Raw genomic sequence first — 21693 nt, forward strand, 5'->3', positions numbered from 1 at the left:
AATCGCGACCGGACCCTCGCGGCGATGCTCGAGCTTGCCGACCGGGCCGTCTCCTGGGTCCATCCCGTCCGGCCGCTGATCCTGGGCGAGCCGATCGAGCCCGTCCACGGCGCGCGGCTCGCGCTCGCGACCGCCACCCGGGACGTCTTGCGCACTGGACTGTGTCTGCTAGGGGCGAGCGCCCCGGAGAGGATGTGACGATGCGAGCACACGAAGCGGGAGCCCTGCACGCCGACGGATACCGCGGGCCTGCCTGGCTCGAGACGCCCGTCGACGTCAATGCCCTCGTGCCCTCCCTCTGGGCCACGTCGGTCCGGCGCGGCGACGACGGGGTCCTCTCGGTCGCCGGTGTGAGCGCCAGCGAGCTCGCGCGCGAGTTCGGCACACCGGCATACATCATCGACGAGGACGACTTCCGCTCTCGCGCAAGGAAGTTCAAGCAGGAGTATGCCGCTCACTTCGCCCCGCTCGCCGGCGCGGACGTGTTCTACGCAGGGAAGGCGTTCCTCTGCACCGAGGTTGCCCGATGGATCCACGCTGAGGGACTGAACCTCGACGTGTGCACCGGTGGTGAGCTCGCCGTCGCACGTCGGGCCGGTATCCCCGGGAGCCGAATCGGTATGCACGGGAACAACAAGAGCGTCGCCGAGATCCGCGAAGGACTGGAGTACGGCGTCTCACGCATCGTCGTCGACTCCCTCGAGGAGATCGACCGGATCGCCCGTGTCGCAGCGGAGCTCGGCGTCGTGGCGCCGGTCCTCGTGCGCGTCAACGTCGGCGTCGAAGCCCACACGCACGAGTTCATCGCGACGGCGCACGAGGACCAGAAGTTCGGGCTCTCGCTCGCCGGCGGCCAGGCCCTCGAGGCGGTTCGGCGCATCCTCGACCGACCCGGCACCCTGAGCCTGCTTGGGCTGCACAGCCACATCGGGTCGCAGATCTTCGACACGTCGGGCTTCGAGGTGTCCGCCCGCCGGGTCCTCGGCCTGCACACGGCCGTGACGAAGGAGGTGGGCGTGGAGCTGCCCGAGCTCGACCTCGGGGGCGGCTTCGGCATCGCCTACACGACCGAGCACGACCCACTCCCGCCGGCGCGCCTCGCCTCTGGCATGGCCGACATCGTCGAGCGCGAGTGCCGCGCCGAGGGCATCACGGTGCCCCGGATCTCCATCGAGCCCGGCCGAGCCATCGCCGGGCCGAGCACCTTCACGCTCTACGAGGTCGGCACCGTCAAGCCGGTGCAGCTCGACGGGGGCGCCTCCCGGGTCTACGTCTCCGTCGACGGGGGGATGAGCGACAACATCCGTACGGCGCTCTACGACGCGAACTACTCCTGCACGGTGGCCGGCCGGCGTTCCGACGCCGACCCCGTCCTGGCCCGCGTCGTCGGGCGGCACTGCGAGAGCGGCGACATCGTCGTCATGGACGAGTTCCTCCCCGCCGACGTCCGCGCCGGCGACCTCATCGCCGTCCCCGGCACCGGCGCCTACTGTCGCGCCCTGTCGAGCCAGTACAACCACACCCCTCGCCCCCCGGTCGTCGCCGTGCGGGACGGAGCGGCTCGGGTCATCGTCCGCCGTGAGACGATCGACGACATCCTCGCCCTCGATGTGTGAGGCGGGGCGCGGCCCGGGCGGGCCGGCGCCGCAGATCGTGCGGTCGTCCTGTCCGGATCGCGACACAATCGCGTCCATCGCGGGGTCAGACGACAGGATTCACAGGTGACTGGTCAAGAGAGCAGCAAGTCGATGCGCGTGGCGCTCCTCGGCTGTGGTGTCGTCGGCAGCGCGGTGGCCCGCCTGCTCACCGAGCACGCAGAAGACATGTGCGCCCGGGTCGGCGCGCCCCTCGAGATCGTCGGCATCGCGGTGCGGCGCCCGGGTCGGGACCGCTCGGACACCGGGGTCGACCCGGCGCTCTTCACGACCGACGCGGAGGAACTCGTGACCCGGGCGGACGTCGTCGTCGAGGTCATAGGCGGGATCGAGCCGGCCCGGTCGCTCATCCTTCGTGCCATGGAGCACGGCGCCTCCGTCGTCACGGCGAACAAGGCGCTGCTCGCCGAGGACGGACCGACCCTCTATGCAGCGGCGGCCAAGCACGGCGTCGACCTCTACTACGAGGCCGCGGTCGCGGGAGCCATCCCGTTGCTGCGGCCCCTGCGCGAGTCCCTGGCCGGCGACGAGGTGCGCCAGGTCCTCGGCATCGTGAACGGCACCACCAACTACATCCTCGACAAGATGGACCGCACCGGCGCGAGCTTCGGTGACGCGCTCGAGCAGGCTCAGGCACTCGGGTACGCCGAGGCCGACCCGACCGCCGACGTCGAGGGCTTCGACGCGGCGGCCAAGGCGGCGATCCTCGCGTCCCTGGCCTTCCACAGCCGGGTCGCGGGCAAGGACGTCCATCGCGAGGGCATCACCGAGGTGACCGCGACCGACGTCGCGGCCGCGCGCGAGATGGACTGTGTCATCAAGCTGCTCGCGATCTGCGAACGCGTCGACAGTGGCATCTCCGTCCGGGTGCACCCGGCGATGATCCCGCGGAGCCACCCGCTCGCCGGTGTCGGCGACGCCTTCAACGCGGTCTTCGTCGAGGCCAACGCGGCGGGCCAGCTCATGTTCTACGGCCGCGGGGCCGGGGGCGATCCCACCGCGTCCGCCGTGCTCGGCGACATCGTCGCGGTCGCGCAGCACCGGGTGGCCGGCGGCCTGGGCCCGGGGGAGTCGAGCTACGCCGACCTACCGGTCCGGCCGATGGGCGACGCCCTGACCCGCTACCACATCAGCCTCGACGTGGCCGACCGCCCGGGCGTGCTCGCCCGGGTGGCAACCGCCTTCGCCGACCACGACGTGTCGATCGAGACCGTGCGGCAGCGGCTGGTGCCCGCCGACGACGACCGTCCGGAGTCAGGTGCCAACCTCGTCGTCGTGACCCACACGGCGTCCGACGCGGCGCTCAGCGCCACGGTGGCCGCGCTGCGCACCCTCGAGGTGGTCCGAGATGTCATGTCGGTCATGCGGGTGGAGGGAGCCTGATGGCACACCAGTGGCGAGGCGTCATCCGTGAGTACGCCGACCGCCTGCCGATGCTCGAGGGCGCGCCCGTCGTGACGCTCCACGAGGGCGGCACGCCGCTCATCCACGCCGAGAAGCTCTCGGAGCGGGTCGGCGCCGAGGTGCACCTCAAGTACGAAGGACTGAACCCGACGGGCTCCTTCAAGGATCGCGGGATGACGACCGCAATCTCCGTCGCGGCCAAGAAGGGCGCGAAGGCGGTCATCTGCGCGAGCACCGGCAACACGAGCGCGTCGGCCGCTGCCTACGCCACCAAGGCCGGCATGGCGTGTGCCGTCCTCGTGCCGGACGGCAAGATCGCGATGGGCAAGCTGAGCCAGGCGATCGCGCACGGTGCAACCCTCCTGCAGGTGGAAGGCAACTTCGATGACTGCCTCACCGTGGCGCGCAAGCTGGCCGAGGCCTACCCGGTGGAGCTGGTCAACTCCGTCAACCCGGCCCGGATCGAGGGCCAGAAGACCGCGGCCTTCGAGGTCGTCGACGCGCTCGGCGACGCGCCCGACATCCACTGCCTGCCTGTCGGCAACGCCGGCAACATCACGGCGTACTGGAGGGGATATCGCGAGTACTCCTCGGACCCGCAGGTGAGCGACCGGCCCGGCCGGGCGAGCCGGCTGCCGCAGATGTGGGGCTTCCAGGCGGCCGGCGCCGCACCGCTCGTCCTCGGGCACCCGGTCGACCACCCCGAGACGATCGCCACCGCGATCCGTATCGGCAACCCGGCCTCGTGGCAGCAGGCGATCGCGGCCCGTGACGAGTCGGGCGGGCGCATCGAGGCCGTCACCGACGAGCAGATCCTCGAGGCGCACCGCTACCTCTCCGCCGAGGAGGGCGTGTTCGTCGAACCGGGCTCGGCCGCCTCGGTGGCCGGCCTGCTGGCGAGCCACCGCGGCGGGCTCGTGCCCCCCGGTGCCCGGATCGTGTGCACGGTCACGGGCCACGGGCTGAAGGACCCCCAGTGGGCCCTCCGCGGTCCCGATGGTGCCGAGGTGAAGCCTGTGCGCGTACCGGTGGACGCCTACTCGACTGCCCGTGCCCTCGGCCTGGAGGACTGATCCGTGGGTGCCGTTCCCGGCGGCCGAACGGTCCACGTGCGCGTTCCGGCCAGCAGTGCCAACCTCGGTCCCGGATTCGACTCGATCGGACTGGCCCTCGGGCTCTGGGACGAGTACACCGTCACGACCCAGCACGAGGCCGGCCTGACCATCGAGGTCGAGGGCCACGGTGCCGCAGACGTGCCGACGGACGAGTCGCACCTTGTCCACGCCACGATCCAGCACACGTGGCGCGAACTCGGCTACGAACCACCCGAGGGTCTGCGCCTGACCGCGGGCAACGGAGTCCCGCACGGTCGAGGGCTCGGTTCCTCGGCCACGGCAATTGTCGCGGGTGTCGTTGCCGCTCAAGCGCTTTCGTCGCCCGAGCTGCCCTCGACGGGCTCGCCGGTCGAGGTCGACCTCACAACGACGGGACATATCTCGAGCATCCTCGAGGGGCACCCTGACAACGCCACGGCAAGCGTCTATGGCGGCCTCACCGTCAGCTGGATGCCCGACCTGTCGGGCCACGACAAGGGGGACCGGACCGTGACCGCCCGGCCCGTGCTGCACGAGTCGGTCGACGTCGTCGTCTTCGTCCCGGAGGCCCAGCTGCCGACCCGCACCGCTCGAGCGGTCCTGCCGCGGGAGGTCCCTCTGGCCGCTGCCGCGGCGAACGCCGGTCGGGCGGCGCTGCTCGTGCATGCCCTGACGAGCGAGCCGGCCTTCCTGCATGGCGCGACGCGGGACTGGCTGCACCAGGAGGCGAGGCGGTCGTCCTATCCCGCCTCGATGGAGCTCGTCGACGCGCTGCGTGCCGCCGGCCACGCCGCGGTGGTCTCAGGTGCCGGCCCCTCCGTGCTCGTCCTGACAACCCGCGCGGACCGTGACCAGGTGGTCGCGCCGGCGGGATTCTCCGGCTGGAGACGGCTCACCCCGGGTGTGCCGTCGCGCGGGGCGCAGGTCACGGCCTGCTGAGCCGAGGATGCTGGGAACAGCCTCACGAGCGTGTCCAGGACACGTGTCGGGATGGCGCCGATGACGCCGGTACGAGTGTTAGAGTGTCTCCGCACCGAGGCCGCTTCACGAGCAGGTACGGTGCTCCACCCCCACGCCGAGGCGATTCCTCGTCTCGTGACGCCGTGCGCGTCACCGTGGTTCTCAACATTGGTCCGTGCTCTGTCGCTTGAGCACCGGGTCCCCAGTCCGGCACCGAGGAGATCTCCCGGGCCGCCAAAGAGGGGGAAGGATCCTTCGTGTCAGAAACAACCACCCGTCAGGTTGCAGGTCTGTCCGCAATGAAGCTCGACGAGCTCAAGGCGGTCGCCTCCTCGATGGGGATCAGGGGCACTGCGAAGATGCGCAAGAGCGACCTCGTCGAGGCGATTCGCAACCGCCAGAGCGGGGGTGCGGCCACCGAAGCGGCCGGGCCGGCGACGCGGCGTGCCACTCGTCCGACCGGAGGCGCCCAGGAGCGACCCGTCTCCGAGGAGGGCCCGACGGGCGGCGGACAGGCAGGGGCGCCCGAGGGCGCGCAGGCGGCCGCCTCAGGCCGTGCGGCCGGTGAAGCAGCAGAGCGGCCGTCGGCAGCACAGGAGGGCGAGACCGAGGGCCGACCCGAGCGGCGCCAGCAGCGCGAGCCCGGTGACCGCGGTACCCGCCCGGAGCGCGGTGCCCGTCCGGAGGGTCAGGACGCCCGCGGGGACCGGCAAGACCGCCGCGAGGGTGGCGGGGACGTCCCCGAGGGTGGCCAGGACCGGCGCCAGGGTGGCCAGGACCGGCGCGAGACTGGCCAGGCCCGACGGGAGGGACGCCAGGAGCGCCAGGAGCGCTCCGAGGGCGGCCGTGACCGCCGCGAGGGACAGCAGGACCGACGTGCGGCACGCGAGGCACGCCCGGAGTCGGACCGCGAGGGTCGTGAGGATCGGCGCGAGGCCCACGACCGCGTTGAGCGTCGCGAGAACCGGCAGCGTGACGAGAGGGACGAGCGCGCCCGGGACGGCCGAGCCGACCGGGACGAGCAGCGGGGCGTTCGTGACCACGACGACAGGTCCGGGGAGCAGCACGGTGACGACGACCGCCAGGAGCGGGGCGACCGGGGCCAACAGGACCAGGGCAACCGCCAGGGACAGGGGCGCCAGCCCAGCCAGAACCGTGGTGACGACGACGGGAGCGGCCGTCGCGGCCGCAACCGCAACCGGAACCGGGATCGCAAGCGCCGGGGCCAGGGGGGCCAGGAGTGGAACGAGACCGACGTCCAGATCACCGAGGACGACGTCCTCGTCCCGGTCGCGGGCATCCTCGACGTGCTCGACAACTACGCCTTCGTCCGGACCACTGGTTACCTGCCGGGACCGAACGACGTCTACGTCCCGCTGGGCATGGTCAAGCGGCACGGCCTGCGCAAGGGTGACGCGGTCACCGGCGCCGTCAAGGCGCTGCGAGACGGCGAGCAGCCCTCCGGTCACGTCGGGCGCCAGAAGTACAACGCCCTCGTGCGGCTCGACACGGTCAATGGCGCCTCGCCCGAGGACGCCCTCAAGCGGGTCGAGTTCCACAAGCTGACGCCGCTCTACCCGCAGCAGCGGCTCCGGCTCGAGACCGAGCCGCAGGTCCTGACGACCCGGGTCATCGACCTCGTTGCACCGATCGGCAAGGGCCAGCGCGGCCTGATCGTCGCGCCTGCGAAGGCCGGCAAGACCATGGTGATGCAGGCGATCGCCAACGCGATCACGACGAACAACCCGGAGTGCCACCTCATGGTCGTCCTCGTCGACGAGCGGCCTGAGGAGGTCACCGAGATGCAGCGGGCCGTCAAGGGCGAGGTCATCTCCTCGACCTTCGACCGTCCGGCCGAGGACCACACGATGGTCGCGGAGCTCTCGATCGAGCGCGCGAAGCGGCTCGTCGAGCTCGGCCACGACGTCGTGGTGCTGCTCGACTCGATCACGAAGCTCGGGCGGGCCTACAACCTCTCGGCACCGGCGAGCGGTCGGATCCTCTCCGGCGGCGTCGACTCCGCCGCGCTCTACCCGCCCAAGAAGTTCTTCGGCGCCGCGCGCAACATCGAGAACGGTGGGTCGCTGACGATTCTCGCGACGGCGCTCGTCGAGACCGGCTCGAAGATGGACGAGGTGATCTTCGAGGAGTTCAAGGGCACCGGCAACATGGAGCTGCGGCTCTCCCGTGAGCTCGCGAACCGCCGGATCTTCCCGGCCGTGGACGTCAACGCGTCCGGCACCCGGCGCGAGGAGATCCTCCTCGCCTCGGAGGAGCTGAAGATCATGTGGAAGCTCCGTAGGGTGCTCGCCGCGCTCGACCCGACCCAGGCGATCGAGCTGCTTCTCGACAGGCTCAAGAAGACGAAGACGAACTACGAGTTCCTGGTGCAGGTGCAGCAGACGAGCAGCATCCGCGTGGAAGACCAGGGCTGAGGCCAGGCGTGAGGACCGAGGGCCGGTTCGGCCTGGTCCCGCGACGGACCCAAGCCTGAGCACAAACTGCTGACGACGGACGGCGCCCATCGGGCGTCGTCCGTCGTGTCTTGCCGGAAGTGCGCCCTAATGTCCCAAATGTCCAATACGATCGGCGCATTCGGGACCGCTCTCAGGGGAGAACCATGCACGACTCGGCTGCACAGCCGCGGATCCTCGTCGCCGACGACGACGCCGACATCCGCGACCTCGTCGAGTTCAAGCTGACCCAGGCGGGATACGACGTTCGCGCCGTGGCAGACGGCGTCTCTGCGTGGGCGGCCTTCGAGGAGGAACCGCCCGAGCTCGTGGTCCTCGACGTCATGATGCCGGGCATGTCCGGCATCGACGTCCTGCGCCGGATCCGTGAGAGCGGGTCCGCTTCCGTGCCGGTCCTCCTGCTCAGTGCCAAGTCGCGCGACTCCGACGTCGACACGGGTTTCGAGGTCGGCGCCGACGACTACGTCATCAAGCCCTTCAGCCCGCGAGAACTGCTGCACCGTGTGAGCGGCATGCTCGCGCGCGCCCGGTGAGCGCACACGGCCTCCTCTTCGCCGCGACCATCGGCGTTCTCGGCGCCTGCGCCGCCCTGCTGCTCGCCGTCATCGTCGTGCGCCTGGCCCGGATCACCGGTGAGCGCCGCGAAGAACGCCTGCTGGCGCCGCTTCGCCCCACCCTCATCCAGGTCGCCGCGGGAGAGGACGACGAGGGGCTCGCGGTCCGCGATCTCGCCGGCACGACCGGACCGACCGCCATGGCACTGGACCGACGCATCATCCGCCTGCTGACCAAGGTGCGGGGCGCGCCGGCGGAGCAGCTCGTGGAGGTCCTTCGCACCCACGGCGCGGTGCACCGGGCGGGCCGTGAGCTGACCCACCGCGCACCGGTGCGCCGCGCACAGGCCGCCCAGGTGCTCGGCCTGACCGGCTGCGCGGACGCGCGGGAAGCGCTCGAGGCGGCCCTGCAGGACCGCTTCGTGGAGGTGCGGGACGCTGCCGCCTACGCGCTCGGCCTCATCGGCGACCCGCGGTCGGCGGGACCGATCCTCGCCGCCGTCGGTGGGGTGACCGACCGTCGCGGGGCACCGCTCGGCCTGCCCGCCGGCGCGGCCGCAGAGGCCCTGCACGGCATGGGGATCGCGATCTCCCCGGAGCTGCGGACGGCGCTCGACGATCCCCATCCCCGGACCCGTACAGTCGCGGCGTTCCTCATCGGCGGCGGCAGCTTCACGAGCGGGCTCCCGCGGCTCAGGGAGCTGCTCCAATCGGACCCGGACGTGACGGTCCGGTCGATGGCGGCCTCGGCGATCGGGCGTCTCGGCCGGCCCGAGGATGTGCCGGCGCTCGCCGCCCACACCGCCGAGACGGAGCCGGCCTCGCTGCGGCGGGCTTGTGTGGCGGCTCTCGCAGAGCTGGGGCAGCGCACCGCCCTGCCGGTGCTGGCCGGCCTCGTCAGCGACCCCGACCCGCGGGTGGGGGAGCAGGCGGCCACCGCCCTCATCGGGCTCGGCCGCGATGGCATCGCCGCGCTCGAGCCCCTCCAGCACGTCCCCGCGACGAGGAGCGCGACCCTCGTCGCGGAGCTCCGGGGGAGCAGTCGATGAGCTGGGACCGCGTCGTGGAGGGAGTGCGGACCGCGCTCACGGCCGTCATGCAGGTGACGGCCGGGCCGATCCTCGTCTACTTCCTGCTGATCAACACCTCCCTGCTCGTGCTCATCCTGCTCGCCTTCGGCGAGTTCCGCGCCCAGCAGCGGCGACGGGTGACCAGCCCGGAGCAGGGCGGCGGACTCGCACCGGGAGTGTCCCTGCTCGTGCCGGCATACAACGAGGAGACCGGGATCGTCACCGCGGTCAAGTCCTTCCTCACCCTGCGCTACCCCCGCCACGAGGTCGTGGTCGTCGACGACGGCAGCACCGATGCGACCTTCGAGCGCTTGAAGGAGGCGTTCGACCTCGTCGTCGTGCCACGGCAGCTCCCGCAGGACGTGGCGATCCGCGCCGAGGTGCACAGCGTCCACGTGCCTCGCGACGGGCGCACCCGGCTCGTTGTCGTCCGCAAGGAGAACTCCGGGCGGTCCGAGGCCCTCAACGTTGCCGTCAACGCAGCGAGCGAACCGCTCGTCGCGATGATCGACGGCGACTCGATCCTGGAGCCCGACGGCCTGCTCCGGGTGACCAAGCCCTTCGTCGACGACCCGACCCGCGTGGTCGCGACAGGTGGTGCGATCCGCCCCGTGAACGGCAGCCGGGTGGAGTTCGGCCGAGTCGTCCGAGTCGAGATGCCGCGCACCTGGCTGCCCCGGGTCCAGGTCGTCGAGTACCTCCGCGCGTTCCTCCTCGGCCGCACCGGCTGGTCGCGGATGGGGTCGCTGATCCTCATCAGCGGCGCCTTCGGCCTCTTCCGCCGGGACGTGCTCGTCGAGGTGGGCGGGCTCGACCCCACGAGCATCGGCGAGGACTTCGAGCTCGTCATGCGCATCCACAAGCACCTGCGCGACGAGGGCCGTGACTACCGCGTCGAGTTCGTCCCCGAGCCGGTCGCGTGGACCGAGGTGCCGTCGACGGCACGTGTCCTGAGGAGCCAGCGGCGACGCTGGCACCGCGGCCTCTGGGAGACCCTGTGGGCGTACCGAGGCATGCTGCTTCGCCCGCGATACGGCCGCATCGGCACTCTGGCGCTGCCGTACTACTGGCTCTTCGAGCTGTTCGCGCCGCTCCTCGAGCTGTTCGGCCTCATCGTCGTGCCGCTCGCCCTCGCCCTCGGCGTCGTCAACCTGCCGTATGCGGCCCTGTTCCTCCTGCTCGCCTACGGCTACGCGCTCCTGGTGACCCTCGCAGCACTCCTCGCCGACGAGTGGGCTTTCCACCGACACGACCGGTGGCGGGCCATCTGGATCGCGCTGGCCGCCGCCACCCTCGAGAACATCGGGTACCGGCAGCTCACTGTGTGGTGGCGCCTCGAAGGCTGGTGGGCCAGCCTGCGGGGGCAACGTCACGTATGGGGCGTGATGACCCGCACCGGCTTCGACGAGGGGGCCTCGTGACCCGCCGTCGCAGGCGGCCGAAGGGCTCGGCCGGCGGACACGTGCGCACGCTCGTCATCCTGCTCGTCGCGCTCATCCCGCTGGGCACCCTGACCTCGCTCTACTTGATCCATCAGCAGGGGCAGCTGGTGCGGACCCTGACCTTGTCGCTCGGCCCCGCGGTCGAGGCCAACAGCGAGGTCCTGCTCGAGATGACGCGGGCCCGAGGCACCTGGTTCGAGGGCCGGTCCAACGGCGCCGCGGAGGCGACGCGAGCGGCCCTCGAGGCGCACCGGTCGACGGTCGAGGTGCAACTGGACACCCTGCTTGCGGCCACCCGGTCCGCTGACCTCAGCCCGACCGACCGCGCCGCGTACGCCGTCCTCACGCAACGCCAGCGACATGCGGTCGAAGCCTGGTTCGCCGCCGCTCTGAGGGCCGCCCCGACGGACGTCGAAGGTGCCCGGCTGGACAACAGGCCGATCGACGCAGCCTGGGGCGACTTCCATGCCGCCAGCCATGGCCTCGACGATCGCCTGCTGGGTCAGCGCAGTGCCGGCCGGGCCCAGTCCCGGGCCGCCCTGACCACCCTCGGCTTCGTCGTGTTCGGCGTCGCCTCCGCATCGACCTGCATGTTGCTCCTCGCCGCCTACCGGATGCGGCGTTCCATCGTGCGCCCGCTCGAGCGGCTCAGCGAGGTCGTCCGCCGCCGGGTGAGCGGCGATGTCTCGACCTTCGCCGACACCGAGCACGGCGCGGCCGAGGTGCGCACCCTGGCCCGCGACTTCAACACCCTCACCCGGGAGAACGCCCGGTTCGTCGCGCAGCAGGGCGACGAGCTGCGCACCCGCCAGGTCGTCCTCGAGGTCGCCCGGCGGGTTCGCGCCGCCGAGGACGTGCCGGCCGCCCTCGACGGCGTCTGCGCCAGCCTCGGTGCGGGCCTCGGCGCCGACCGGGTCCTGCTCTACACCTTCGAGGAAGGGCTCGGCGTGCGGGAGCGGAGCCAGTGGCACGCCGACTCGCTGCCGGACCTACCGCCAGTTCCCGCGTCCCTGGCCGGGCACATCCCGGGCGTCGAGGCGGAGCTGCGCGAGCTGGGTGGCGGCGCCGTGGTCCTGCCCGACGTGTTCGACCCGGACTGGGCCGACGACCAGCGGGTCCTCGCCCTCCACCGGGCGACCGGGGCTCGATCCCTGGTGATCGCCCCGGTCGGCACCGCCGACCAGGGCCTCGGGCTCCTCGCCGTGCTCACCGTGGACCAGCCCCGCTGGTGGCGCCAGAGCGAGGTCCACGTCGCCGAGCAGAGTGCCGTCATGGCCGCGCGCGCCATCGTCCAGCTCCGTCTCGCCGAGATGCGTGAGGAGCAGGTGCAGCGCCTGACGGAGCTCGACCATCAGAAGACCGACTTCATGGCCACGATCAGCCACGAGCTGCGCACACCGCTCACCTCGATCAGCGGCTATCTCGAGCTGCTCGAGGACGGCGACTTCGGCGAGCTCACCGAGGGGCAGGTCCACGCACTCGGAGTCGTGCGTCGCAACGCCTCCCGCCTGCGAGGGCTCATCGAGGACCTCCTCGTCCTGAACAAGATCGAGAGCACCGGCCTGCAGGCCGCCATCGACGACGTCCGCGTCACCGACCTCGTCCGCTGTGTGGTCGAGACGATGGAGCCGGCGGCGGTGGCGTCGCAGGTGAGCCTCGTCGCGCGGCCGGTCCCGGGCGACATGGCGGTCAAGGTCGACCGGGCGCAGGTCGAGCGGGCCCTCATCAACCTCGGCTCCAACGCCGTGAAGTTCACGCCCTCCGGCGGCACGGTGACGATCGACGCAACGGCGGTCGACGACCAGGTCCGGATCAGCATCTCCGACACCGGCATCGGCATCCCCGAGGCGGACCTGGCGCGCTTGGCGGAGCGGTTCTTCCGCGCCGGCAACGCCACCGCCGCCGCGATCCCCGGCACGGGGCTCGGCCTCGCGATCGTGCGCACCATCATCGAGGGCCACGGCGGGCGGCTCGACGTCACGTCGGTCGAGGGCGAGGGGACGACGATGACGGTCACCCTGCCCGCGGCCTAGGGAATGCCGGCCGCCGGTTCTCCGTTTGGGATGGTGTGCGCCGACATGGCACACTCTTCCCTTGGACCGGTTCACGGCAGCATGCCCACGTGCAGCCGACCCGGCCATGACCTCGAGGAGACACCGTTGAAGAAGGACCTTCACCCTGACTACGTGGAGACCCAGGTGACCTGCACCTGCGGCAACACGTTCACCACGCGCAGCACGGCGACGAGCGGCAAGATCAGCGCCGACGTCTGCTCCCAGTGCCACCCGTTCTACACCGGCAAGCAGAAGATCCTCGACACCGGTGGCCGCGTCGCCCGGTTCGAGGCTCGCTACGGCAAGAAGGCCGCCAAGTAGGTCTCCCGTCCGCCGGCTCCCACGACCACGGTCGTCGGGGGCCGGCGTTCGTTTTCCCGGGCCCGCCACCCGACAGGGCCTCCCGACCGAGCAGCATGAGGAGCCACCGTGCTCGACACAGTGCAGGCGATTCTCGACGAGTACAGCGACCTCGAGACGCGGCTCGCGGACCCAGCCGTGCACTCCGACCAGGACCTCGTGCGCACGCTCAACAAGCGGTATGCGCACCTGGGCCCGGTCGTGAGCGCCGCCCGTGACTGGCGCTCCGCCGGCGAGGACCTGACCGCCGCTCGTGAGCTCGCCGAGGAGGACCCGGCGTTCGCCGAGGAGCTGCCGGCTTTGGAGCAGGCCCTGGCCGATGCCGAGGAGCACCTGCGACGGATGCTCGTGCCACGCGACCCCGACGACGACCGCAACGTGATCCTCGAGATCAAGGCGGGCGAGGGCGGCGAGGAGTCGGCCCTGTTCGCCGGCGACCTGCTCCGGATGTACCTCCGCTACGCCGAGCACCGCGGCTGGCGGACGCAGGTCGAGGACGCGACCGAGTCCGACCTCGGCGGCTACAAGGACGTCCGCGTCTCCGTCTCCGCGAAGGGCCAGCCCGGCCCGGGCGACGGACCGTGGGCGCGGCTCAAGTACGAGGGGGGCGTCCACCGCGTCCAGCGGGTCCCGGTCACCGAGTCGCAGGGCCGGATCCACACCTCCGCGGCGGGTGTCCTCGTCATGCCCGAGGTCGAGGACCAGGGCGAAGTCCAGATCGACCCGAACGACCTGCGGATCGACGTCTACCGGTCGTCCGGGCCTGGTGGCCAGAGCGTCAACACGACTGACTCCGCGGTCCGGATCACGCATCTGCCCACCGGTGTCGTCGTCTCCTGCCAGAACGAGAAGTCCCAGCTGCAGAACAAGGAGGCCGCCCTGCGGGTCCTGCGCGCCCGCCTGCGCCAGATGGCCCAGGACGCAGCCGACGCCGAGGCCTCCGCGGCTCGGCGTTCGCAGGTGCGCACCGTGGACCGCTCGGAGCGGATCCGCACCTACAACTTCCCCGAGAACCGGATCTCCGACCACCGCACGGGCTACAAGGCCTACAACCTCGACCACGTCCTCGACGGCGACCTCGACCCGGTGGTCCAGTCGGCCATGGACTCGGACGAGGCCGCCCGCCTCGCGGCGATGGCCGAGACGTGACCGACCTGCGCCGTCTCGTCCGGGCCGGGGCACGGACCCTGGCGGAGTCCGGCATCGCCTCGGCCGAGGTCGATGCGCTCGAGCTCGCCGCGCACGTCCTGCGCGTCGAGCCCTCCGAGGTGCGCCGCCGGATGGTGCTTGGGGGTGACCTCCCGGAGTCCTTCGAGGACACGTATGCCGGGCAGCTCGCCGAGCGGGCACGCCGGATCCCGTTGCAGCACCTCACCGGGCGCGCGCACTTCCGCCGGATCACCCTCGCCGTCGGGCCGGGCGTCTTCGTGCCTCGGCCGGAGACCGAGGTCCTCGTCGACCTCGCCCTTGCCGAGATCGACCGCCGGCACGCCGACCAGGTCCCCTCGAACCGTCTGGTTGCGGGTCAACCGGCCGGTACACCGTCCAGCTCGCCCTCGAACGGTCCGTTCGGGGAGGGAGGGAGCGGCATACGGGTCGTCGACCTGTGCACTGGGTCGGGAGCGATCGCGCTCGCGCTCAAGGACGAGAGGCCGGAGGTCACCATGCGCGCCCTCGAGCTGTCCGAGGAGGCCCTCGCCTGGGCCGAGCACAACCGGCGCGGCCTCGGGCTCGAGGTCGACCTCACCCAGGGCGACGCGACCCGGCCCTGCTTCCCGGACTGGCACGAGACGGTCGACGTCGTCACCGTGAACCCGCCCTACATCCCGGTCGGGGCCGTGCCGGTCGACCCCGAGGTGCGCGACCACGACCCCGAGGTCGCGCTCTACGGGGGCAGCGACGACGGGCTCGCCATCCCCTTGCGTGTCGCAGCCGTGGCGGCGTCGCTCCTCCGTCCCGGGGGCCTGATCCTCATGGAACACGCTGATTCGCAAGGCGACTCACTGCCGGCGGCGCTCAGGTCGAGCGGCGCGTGGACGGACGTCACCGACCACCTCGACCTCTCCGGTCGGCCACGGGTCACCTCCGCGCGCCGGCGGCGTGACGCTCGTCCCAACCACGCGGACTAGGCTGCCCTCCCATGAGTGACATCTTCGACTGCGCGGACGAGGCGACCCGCGCGGAGGGGATCTCGGCCGCCGCGGCGGCCCTCCGCCGGGGCGAGGTCGTCGTGCTGCCCACCGACACGGTCTACGGGATCGGGTGCGACGCCTTCGACGCGGCCGCCGTCGCCTCCGTGCTCGCGGCCAAGGGCCGGGGCCGGGACAAGCCGCCGCCGGTCCTCATCCCGACGCCGCGGACCGCGCTCGGCCTCGCGACATCGGTCCCGGCCTACGCGACGACCCTCATGGAGCGATTCTGGCCGGGGCCGCTCACCGTGGTCCTGCAGGCGCACACGTCCCTGCACTGGGACCTCGGCGACACGAACGGCACGGTGGCCCTGCGGGTGCCGGACCACCCAGTTGCGCTCGAGCTGCTCCGCGACGTCGGACCGATGGCGGTCACGAGTGCCAACACGACCGGCGACCCGGCCGCCCGCAACGCCGACGAGGCCCGCGAGATGCTCGGTGAGAGCGTCGCGGTCTACCTCGACGCCGGCCCCGTGGAGGAGGGCGACCCCTCGACGATCATCGACTGCACGGGGCCCGAGCCGGTGACGCTGCGAGTCGGCGCCCTCAGCCAGGCAGAGATCGACTCTGCCCTCGCCCCCGTGGACGACGAACCCCTTCCCCAGCCTGAGGACGCCGCCGGGAACGCGAGCGTCTAGGTGCACGAATACGTCCTCATCCTCATCGTCGCGGCCGGAGTCACGTACATCGTCACGCCCTTCGTGCGGAGCCTCGCGGTCGCGACCGGCGCGTTCACCCCGGTCCGCGAGCGGGACGTGCACAACACGCCGATCCCGCGCCTCGGGGGAGTGGGCATCTACCTCGGCTTCGTCTCGGCCGCCGTCGTCGCCCGGTCGCTGCCCTATCTCGGCACGCTCTTCTCGGACCGGCAGATCTTCGGCATCGTCGCGGCCGGCGGGATCGTCTGCCTCCTCGGCGCCTTCGACGACATCCGCGAGCTCGACTGGCTCACCAAGCTCGCGGGCCAGGTCCTCGCCGCGGGGCTCATGGCCTACGCCGGGGTCCAGCTGCTCTCGCTGCCCGTCTTCGGCGTGACGATCCTGCCCACCCCGGTACTGGTGGCGGTCACCGTCCTCGTCGTGATCGTCTCGACGAACGCGGTGAACTTCATCGACGGCCTCGACGGCCTCGCGGCCGGGGTCGTCGGCATCGCCGCCCTCGCCTTCTTCATGTACTCCTACATCGTGTCGCGCTCGTTCGAGCCCGCCAACGTCTTCTCCACGGCCACCTTCGTCTCGGCCGCACTGGTCGGGTGCTGCGCCGGCTTCCTGCCGCACAACTTCCACCCCGCTCGGCTCTTCATGGGCGACTCCGGGGCGCTCACCCTCGGCCTGCTCCTGTCCGCGGCCACGATCACGCTCACCGGCAACGTCGACCCCGGCGACGTCTCGGCGAACCAGGTCACGGCCGCCTTCCTGCCGGTCCTCGTGCCGCTTGCGGTGCTCCTGCTTCCGCTGCTCGACATGGTGCTCGCCGTCGTCCGGCGCACCCGGGCCGGCCAGCGTCCGTGGCAGGCCGACGCGATGCACCTGCACCACCGCATGCTCCGCATCGGTCACGGACACCGCCGGGCGGTCCTCATCCTCTACATGTGGGCGGCCATCGTCGCGCTCGGCTCGGTGTCCCTCGTCATCTGGGACGGGTGGACCCCGCTCCTCGTCGTCATCGGCGCCGCCATCGTCGGTGTCGTGCTCACCCTGTGGCTGCCGAAGTGGAGGCCCGCCAAGGGCTTGTGATAGCATTCACAAGCGCCTTGGGAAAGTCTGAGAGCCACCCACCGAGGCGGCGGAACCCCTTGATCCACAACTGATTCGACAACGACTTTGTCGCAGCCGACGCACTAGGCAGGTCCTCCTTGAGCGCCACATCCGGCCGCAACGCATCCCAGTCCGATGCGTTCGCGCAGCTCCTGCGCGGGTGCCTCCTGCCGACCCTTGCCGCGGCGCTGCTCTGCGTCGTCGGCGGCTTCTTCTCGAGCCCCATGGCTGCGTGGTCGGCGGCGTTCGGCGCCGCTCTTGTCATCGTCTTCTTCGGCCTGACGCTGCTCGTCATGAAGCGCACGGCCGACCTTGCCCCCGCCACGACGATGGTCGTCGTGATGATCGCGTACACCCTCAAGATCGTCGTCCTCGGGATCGTGATGTTCCTGCTGCATGACGCGACGTGGGTGTCCGGGTACGCAGTAGGGGTCAGCATCACCGTGTGCGCCATCGTCTGGCTCTTCTTCGAGATGCGCGCCTACAAGCACCTGCGGATCTTCGTCTACGACCCCGACGGTGAGGCCTCGCTCGACGCCGACCCGGGGCAGGGGCCGCAAGATGAACCGTGAGATCGGAAGCCGGCATGAACCCGTCCGAGCCCGAACAGCCTTCGCCCGAGAACAAGGACGAGGACCCGGAGGCCGCCAAGGAGCGGTTGCGCGCGTTCAACGTCCGCGAACAGGACTCGGCCTGGCGCGCCATCGCCTACCTGCTCACCGGTCCGCTCATCTACGGCGGCATCGGTGCCCTGCTGGATCACTGGCTGGGCACGTCGTGGCTCGTCGGTGTGGGCATCGTCGGTGGGATGGCCCTGTCGATCTACTACATCTGGTTCCGGTACGGTACCCACTGAGCCTGTCGTGGTGGGCCCGCCGTAGCACACCGGACTTGACAGTTGCTGGGAGCGCCGAGAGCCGCCCCGCACCCCCCACCACCAGTCCTGCCCCGCGCAGCCGAAGGAGATACCTGTGAGCATCGAGGCCGCCGTCCTGCCGACGCAATACGAGCCGCCCGGTACCGCGGACTTCTGGATCCCCCTCATCGGTGACGGCGCCTGGGCGTTCACCCGGGCCTGCCTGCTCGCGATCGTGTCCGTCGGCCTCATCTGGTGGTGGCTGCACGCGACGACGAAGAAGAAGGCCCTCGTGCCGAGCATGGGGCAGATGGGCACCGAGGCGGTCTACAGCTTCGTGCGCAACGGCATCGCCAAGGACCTCATCGGGAGCAAGGAGTTCCTGAAGTTCGTCCCGCTGCTCTTCTCCCTCTTCATCTTCATCCTGGTCAACAACCTCTTCGGCGTCGTGCCGCCGTTCCAGAACCCGACGATGGGCCGCATCGGCTTCCCGATCGCCCTGACCCTCGTGGTCTTCGTCGTCTACCACTGGATCGGCATCAAGAAGCACGGCTTCATTGGCTACTGGAAGTCGCTCATCCCGGCGGGGCTGCCCAAGGGAATGATCCCGGCGATCTTCTTCCTCGAGCTCATCACGGACATGTTCACCCGGCCGGTGACGCTCGCCCTCCGACTCTTCGGCAACATGTTCGCCGGTCACATCATGATGCTGCTGTTCATCACCGGTGGCTGGTACATGCTCACCTCAGGCGGCGTCCTGCCGATCTTCGGCGGCGTCACCTGGATCGTGACCTTCGTCATGACGCTCTTCGAGCTGCTGGTCGAGGTCCTGCAGGCCTACGTCTTCACCCTGCTCGCCGCGCTCTACATCGGCGGTGCCATCGCCGATGAACACTGACGGCGAGCGCCGCGCAGTCGCGACTTGCACCACCTGAAGTAGTTGTTCGACCCCGCTCCGCTGGTAAAGGCCAGCGGGACCGACACAAAGGAAATGGAATCAACATGACCGGCAACATCGCCATCCTCGGTTACGGCCTGTCCGCCATCGGCCCCGGTATCGGTGTCGGCCTGATCTTCGCGGCCTACATCAACGGCGTGGCTCGTCAGCCCGAGGCCCGCGGCATGCTGCAGCCGATCGCCTTCCTCGGTATGGCCATCGCCGAGGCGCTCGCCATCTTCGGTATCGCGCTCGCCTTCGTCTTCAAGTCCTGAGTGCATCCGGCCGGCCACTCGGCCACCTGTGAAATGTTGAGGAGATGCGCATGCACGCATTGACATTCCCCGCCTCCGGGGACGGAAGCGGCTGGGGGAGCCTGCCCCCGATCATCCCCCACCCGCTCGAGCTGATCTTCGGTCTCGTCACCTTCGCGGTCATCTACTGGGTGGTCAAGACGAAGATCGTGCCGCGCCTGGAGGAGGTCTACGCCGAGCGTGCTGCCGCAATCGAGGGTGGCATCAACAAGGCCGAGGAGGCCCAGGCCCAGGCCCAGGCCGCGCTCCAGGAGTACCAGGCCCAGCTCACCCAGGCCCGCGCCGAGGCCTCTCGCATCCGCGAGGACGCCAAGGCCCAGGGCGCCCAGATCATCGCCGAGATGAAGCAGCAGGCGGCGACCGAGGCGGCCCGGATCACCGACACGGCGCACAAGCAGATCGAGGCCGAGCGCCAGCAGGCCCTCGTCTCGCTCCGCAACGACGTCGGCCGGATCTCGACCGACCTCGCCAGCCGGATCGTGGGGGAGTCACTCCACGACGAGACCCGCCAGCGCGGCATCGTCGACCGCTTCCTCGCGGAGCTCGAGTCGGGCGACGTCGTCCGGGAGAAGGTCGGTGTCGTCGAGGGTGAGGACTCCTGATGCAGGGCTCCTCTCGCGCTGCGGCGGCCTCGAGCCACGAGGCCTTCCGCGAGGTCCTCGTGGGCGGCGCCGATGCGGCTCGCCTCGGTGACGAGCTGTTCGGCGTGGTCGACACGCTCGACTCCAGCTCGACGCTGCGTCGCGCTCTCGCCGACAGCTCCCGCGAGGCCGCCGGCAAGCAGGCTCTCGTCCAGCGGCTCTTCGCCGGCAAGGTCAGCGACGGCGCCGTGCGGGTGCTCAGCGTCGCGAGCGGCGAGCGGTGGTCGTCTGACCGCGACCTCACCGACACCCTCGAGGGCCTCGCCGTCGAGTCGGTGATCGCGGCCGCCGAGGCGGCGAACCGGGCTGACCGGGTCGAGGACGAGCTCTTCCGCTTCGAGCGCATCGTCGCGGCCGACGGCGGCCTTCAGGCTGCGGTCGGCAACCGGACGGCCCCGCTGGACTCGCGGGTCGCGCTGGTCGACGAGCTCCTCGGCGGCAAGGTCGCCGACGAGACGCTGACCCTGGCCCGCCAGGCGGTGGCCCACCCGCGCGGCCGCCGGTTCGACCGGACGGTCGAGACCTACCTCGAGCTCGCAGCGAAGCGCCGTGACCAGCAGACCGCGACGGTGACGTCCGCGGTGCCGCTGGCCGACGCCGAGCGAGAGCGCCTCGGTGCAGGTCTGTCCGCGATCTACGGTGGAAAGGTCCACGTCAACACCGTGGTCGACCCGCGGGTCATGGGCGGCGTCAAGGTCGAGATCGGTGACGAGGTCATCGACGGCACGGTCCTGCGCAAGCTCGAGGGCGCCCGACGCGCCATGGGTTCCTGAGGAACCCACCACACCAGCTCAGAGAACCATCATGGGGCCCGCCCGAGGTGGGCCGAAACGAGGAGAAGATCATCACATGACGGAGCTTTCGATCCGTCCGGAGGAGATCCGGGAAGCACTGGACTCGTTCGTCCAGTCGTACGAGCCCGGCGCGGCCTCCCGCGAAGAGGTCGGCCGCGTCACCGACGCCGGTGACGGTATCGCTCACGTCGAGGGTCTGCCCTCGGCCATGACCAATGAGCTGCTGCAGTTCGAGGACGGGACCCTCGGCCTGGCGCTCAACCTCGACGTCCACGAGATCGGCGTCGTCGTGCTCGGTGACTTCAACGGCATCGAGGAGGGGCAGGCGGTCAAGCGCACCGGCGAGGTCCTGTCCGTCCCGGTCGGGGACAGCTTCCTCGGTCGCGTCGTCGACCCGCTCGGCAACCCGATCGACGGGCTCGGCGAGATCAAGACGACCGAACGCCGCGCGCTCGAGCTGCAGGCACCGACCGTGGTCCAGCGCAAGTCGGTCCACGAGCCGCTGCAGACCGGTATCAAGGCTGTCGACTCGATGACCCCCATCGGCCGCGGCCAGCGCCAGCTGATCATCGGCGACCGCCAGACCGGCAAGACGACGGTCGCGATCGACACGATCATCAACCAGAAGCGCAACTGGGACTCCGGCGACCCGGACCAGCAGGTCCGATGCATCTACGTCGCCATCGGCCAGAAGGGCTCGACCATCGCGTCGGTCCGCGGCACCCTCGAGGAGGCCGGCGCGCTCGAGTACACGACGATCGTCGCCGCCCCGGCGTCCGACTCCGCCGGCTTCAAGTACCTCGCGCCCTACACCGGCTCGGCCATCGGCCAGCACTGGATGTACCAGGGCAAGCACGTCCTCATCGTCTTCGACGACCTGTCCAAGCAGGCCGAGGCCTACCGCGCCGTGTCGCTGCTGCTCCGCCGCCCGCCGGGCCGCGAGGCCTACCCGGGTGACGTCTTCTACCTGCACAGCCGGCTGCTCGAGCGCTGCGCGAAGCTCTCCGACGAGCTCGGCGCCGGCTCGATGACCGGCCTGCCGATCATCGAGACCAAGGCCGGTGACGTCTCGGCGTACATCCCGACCAACGTCATCTCGATCACCGACGGCCAGATCTACCTGCAGGCGGACCTCTTC

General features: G+C 70.7%; 22 protein-coding genes. All 22 read left to right on the forward strand.

The features are described from left to right. A partial coding sequence (locus ACTHJJ_RS06570) for a DALR anticodon-binding domain-containing protein (RefSeq protein ID WP_440302139.1) occupies window positions 1–198 on the forward strand: 198 nt, incomplete at its 5' end. A 2-nt stretch (window positions 199–200) separates the two neighbouring features. After that, window positions 201–1616, forward strand: coding sequence for a diaminopimelate decarboxylase (gene lysA / locus ACTHJJ_RS06575; protein WP_440302140.1), 1416 nt, complete (start codon window positions 201–203; stop codon window positions 1614–1616). Between the two features lie 132 nt (window positions 1617–1748). Continuing rightward, window positions 1749–3038 (forward strand): homoserine dehydrogenase, encoded by a 1290-nt coding sequence (locus ACTHJJ_RS06580; protein WP_440302158.1) that lies wholly within the window; start codon window positions 1749–1751, stop codon window positions 3036–3038. Then, entirely contained in the window at window positions 3038–4132 is a 1095-nt protein-coding gene (gene thrC / locus ACTHJJ_RS06585) for a threonine synthase (RefSeq protein ID WP_440302141.1), read from the forward strand. Before ACTHJJ_RS06580 ends, thrC begins: the two co-directional genes overlap by 1 nt. Window positions 4133–4135: 3 nt before the next feature. Next, window positions 4136–5092 carry a homoserine kinase gene (thrB, locus tag ACTHJJ_RS06590; protein WP_440302142.1) on the forward strand — a complete coding sequence of 319 codons (957 nt, stop codon included), beginning with the start codon at window positions 4136–4138 and terminating at the stop codon, window positions 5090–5092. Between the two features lie 320 nt (window positions 5093–5412). Continuing rightward, complete coding sequence (gene rho, locus ACTHJJ_RS06595) at window positions 5413–7548, forward strand: transcription termination factor Rho (RefSeq protein ID WP_440302159.1); 2136 nt, start codon at window positions 5413–5415, stop codon at window positions 7546–7548. A gap of 185 nt (window positions 7549–7733) precedes the next feature. After that, window positions 7734–8120 carry a response regulator transcription factor gene (locus ACTHJJ_RS06600; RefSeq protein ID WP_440302143.1) on the forward strand — a complete coding sequence of 129 codons (387 nt, stop codon included), beginning with the start codon at window positions 7734–7736 and terminating at the stop codon, window positions 8118–8120. Next, the gene (locus tag ACTHJJ_RS06605; protein WP_440302144.1) at window positions 8117–9190 is read left to right on the forward strand and encodes a HEAT repeat domain-containing protein; all 1074 of its coding nucleotides are present in this window, start codon (window positions 8117–8119) and stop codon (window positions 9188–9190) included. The genes ACTHJJ_RS06600 and ACTHJJ_RS06605 overlap by 4 nt, the downstream gene beginning before the upstream one ends. Continuing rightward, window positions 9187–10632 carry a glycosyltransferase family 2 protein gene (locus ACTHJJ_RS06610; RefSeq protein ID WP_440302145.1) on the forward strand — a complete coding sequence of 482 codons (1446 nt, stop codon included), beginning with the start codon at window positions 9187–9189 and terminating at the stop codon, window positions 10630–10632. Before ACTHJJ_RS06605 ends, ACTHJJ_RS06610 begins: the two co-directional genes overlap by 4 nt. Continuing rightward, window positions 10629–12686 carry a HAMP domain-containing sensor histidine kinase gene (locus tag ACTHJJ_RS06615; protein WP_440302146.1) on the forward strand — a complete coding sequence of 686 codons (2058 nt, stop codon included), beginning with the start codon at window positions 10629–10631 and terminating at the stop codon, window positions 12684–12686. Before ACTHJJ_RS06610 ends, ACTHJJ_RS06615 begins: the two co-directional genes overlap by 4 nt. Window positions 12687–12812: 126 nt before the next feature. Beyond that, a complete protein-coding gene (gene rpmE, locus ACTHJJ_RS06620; RefSeq protein ID WP_440302147.1) occupies window positions 12813–13028 on the forward strand; it encodes a 50S ribosomal protein L31 in 216 nt (71 codons plus the stop codon). A gap of 108 nt (window positions 13029–13136) precedes the next feature. Next, window positions 13137–14216, forward strand: a complete 1080-nt coding sequence (prfA, locus tag ACTHJJ_RS06625) for a peptide chain release factor 1 (RefSeq protein ID WP_440302148.1) — start codon at window positions 13137–13139, stop codon at window positions 14214–14216. Further along, the gene (gene prmC / locus ACTHJJ_RS06630) at window positions 14213–15196 is read left to right on the forward strand and encodes a peptide chain release factor N(5)-glutamine methyltransferase (RefSeq protein WP_440302149.1); all 984 of its coding nucleotides are present in this window, start codon (window positions 14213–14215) and stop codon (window positions 15194–15196) included. The genes prfA and prmC overlap by 4 nt, the downstream gene beginning before the upstream one ends. Window positions 15197–15207: 11 nt before the next feature. Further along, window positions 15208–15894, forward strand: a complete 687-nt coding sequence (locus tag ACTHJJ_RS06635; protein WP_440302150.1) for an L-threonylcarbamoyladenylate synthase — start codon at window positions 15208–15210, stop codon at window positions 15892–15894. Then, entirely contained in the window at window positions 15895–16992 is a 1098-nt protein-coding gene (locus tag ACTHJJ_RS06640) for an MraY family glycosyltransferase (RefSeq protein WP_440302151.1), read from the forward strand. 119 nt (window positions 16993–17111) lie between these two features. After that, the gene (locus ACTHJJ_RS06645) at window positions 17112–17585 is read left to right on the forward strand and encodes a hypothetical protein (protein WP_440302152.1); all 474 of its coding nucleotides are present in this window, start codon (window positions 17112–17114) and stop codon (window positions 17583–17585) included. A gap of 14 nt (window positions 17586–17599) precedes the next feature. Next, on the forward strand, window positions 17600–17869 hold the full coding sequence (locus tag ACTHJJ_RS06650; RefSeq protein WP_440302153.1) for an AtpZ/AtpI family protein: 270 nt from the start codon (window positions 17600–17602) through the stop codon (window positions 17867–17869). Between the two features lie 115 nt (window positions 17870–17984). Continuing rightward, on the forward strand, window positions 17985–18767 hold the full coding sequence (gene atpB, locus ACTHJJ_RS06655; RefSeq protein ID WP_440302154.1) for a F0F1 ATP synthase subunit A: 783 nt from the start codon (window positions 17985–17987) through the stop codon (window positions 18765–18767). A gap of 104 nt (window positions 18768–18871) precedes the next feature. Next, window positions 18872–19081 (forward strand): ATP synthase F0 subunit C, encoded by a 210-nt coding sequence (gene atpE, locus ACTHJJ_RS06660; protein WP_034716437.1) that lies wholly within the window; start codon window positions 18872–18874, stop codon window positions 19079–19081. Window positions 19082–19131: 50 nt separating this feature from the next. Then, a complete protein-coding gene (locus ACTHJJ_RS06665; RefSeq protein ID WP_440302155.1) occupies window positions 19132–19722 on the forward strand; it encodes a F0F1 ATP synthase subunit B in 591 nt (196 codons plus the stop codon). Further along, window positions 19722–20534 (forward strand): F0F1 ATP synthase subunit delta, encoded by an 813-nt coding sequence (locus ACTHJJ_RS06670; protein WP_440302156.1) that lies wholly within the window; start codon window positions 19722–19724, stop codon window positions 20532–20534. The genes ACTHJJ_RS06665 and ACTHJJ_RS06670 overlap by 1 nt, the downstream gene beginning before the upstream one ends. A 76-nt stretch (window positions 20535–20610) precedes the next feature. Further along, the coding region (atpA, locus tag ACTHJJ_RS06675; protein ID WP_440302157.1) for a F0F1 ATP synthase subunit alpha at window positions 20611–21693 on the forward strand (1083 nt) is incomplete at its 3' end.

Source organism: Intrasporangium sp., assembly GCF_051961875.1.
Taxonomy (GTDB): domain Bacteria; phylum Actinomycetota; class Actinomycetes; order Actinomycetales; family Dermatophilaceae; genus Intrasporangium_A.

Coding starts and splice junctions, on each gene's coding strand:
- ACTHJJ_RS06600 (WP_440302143.1), top strand. CDS start 7,734: ATGCACGACTCGGCTGCACAGCCGCGGATCCTCGTCGCCGACGACGAC.
- ACTHJJ_RS06650 (WP_440302153.1), top strand. CDS start 17,600: ATGAACCCGTCCGAGCCCGAACAGCCTTCGCCCGAGAACAAGGACGAG.
- ACTHJJ_RS06610 (WP_440302145.1), top strand. CDS start 9,187: ATGAGCTGGGACCGCGTCGTGGAGGGAGTGCGGACCGCGCTCACGGCC.
- lysA (WP_440302140.1), top strand. CDS start 201: ATGCGAGCACACGAAGCGGGAGCCCTGCACGCCGACGGATACCGCGGG.
- ACTHJJ_RS06580 (WP_440302158.1), top strand. CDS start 1,749: ATGCGCGTGGCGCTCCTCGGCTGTGGTGTCGTCGGCAGCGCGGTGGCC.
- rho (WP_440302159.1), top strand. CDS start 5,413: ATGAAGCTCGACGAGCTCAAGGCGGTCGCCTCCTCGATGGGGATCAGG.
- ACTHJJ_RS06665 (WP_440302155.1), top strand. CDS start 19,132: ATGCACGCATTGACATTCCCCGCCTCCGGGGACGGAAGCGGCTGGGGG.
- atpE (WP_034716437.1), top strand. CDS start 18,872: ATGACCGGCAACATCGCCATCCTCGGTTACGGCCTGTCCGCCATCGGC.
- ACTHJJ_RS06635 (WP_440302150.1), top strand. CDS start 15,208: ATGAGTGACATCTTCGACTGCGCGGACGAGGCGACCCGCGCGGAGGGG.
- ACTHJJ_RS06670 (WP_440302156.1), top strand. CDS start 19,722: ATGCAGGGCTCCTCTCGCGCTGCGGCGGCCTCGAGCCACGAGGCCTTC.
- thrC (WP_440302141.1), top strand. CDS start 3,038: ATGGCACACCAGTGGCGAGGCGTCATCCGTGAGTACGCCGACCGCCTG.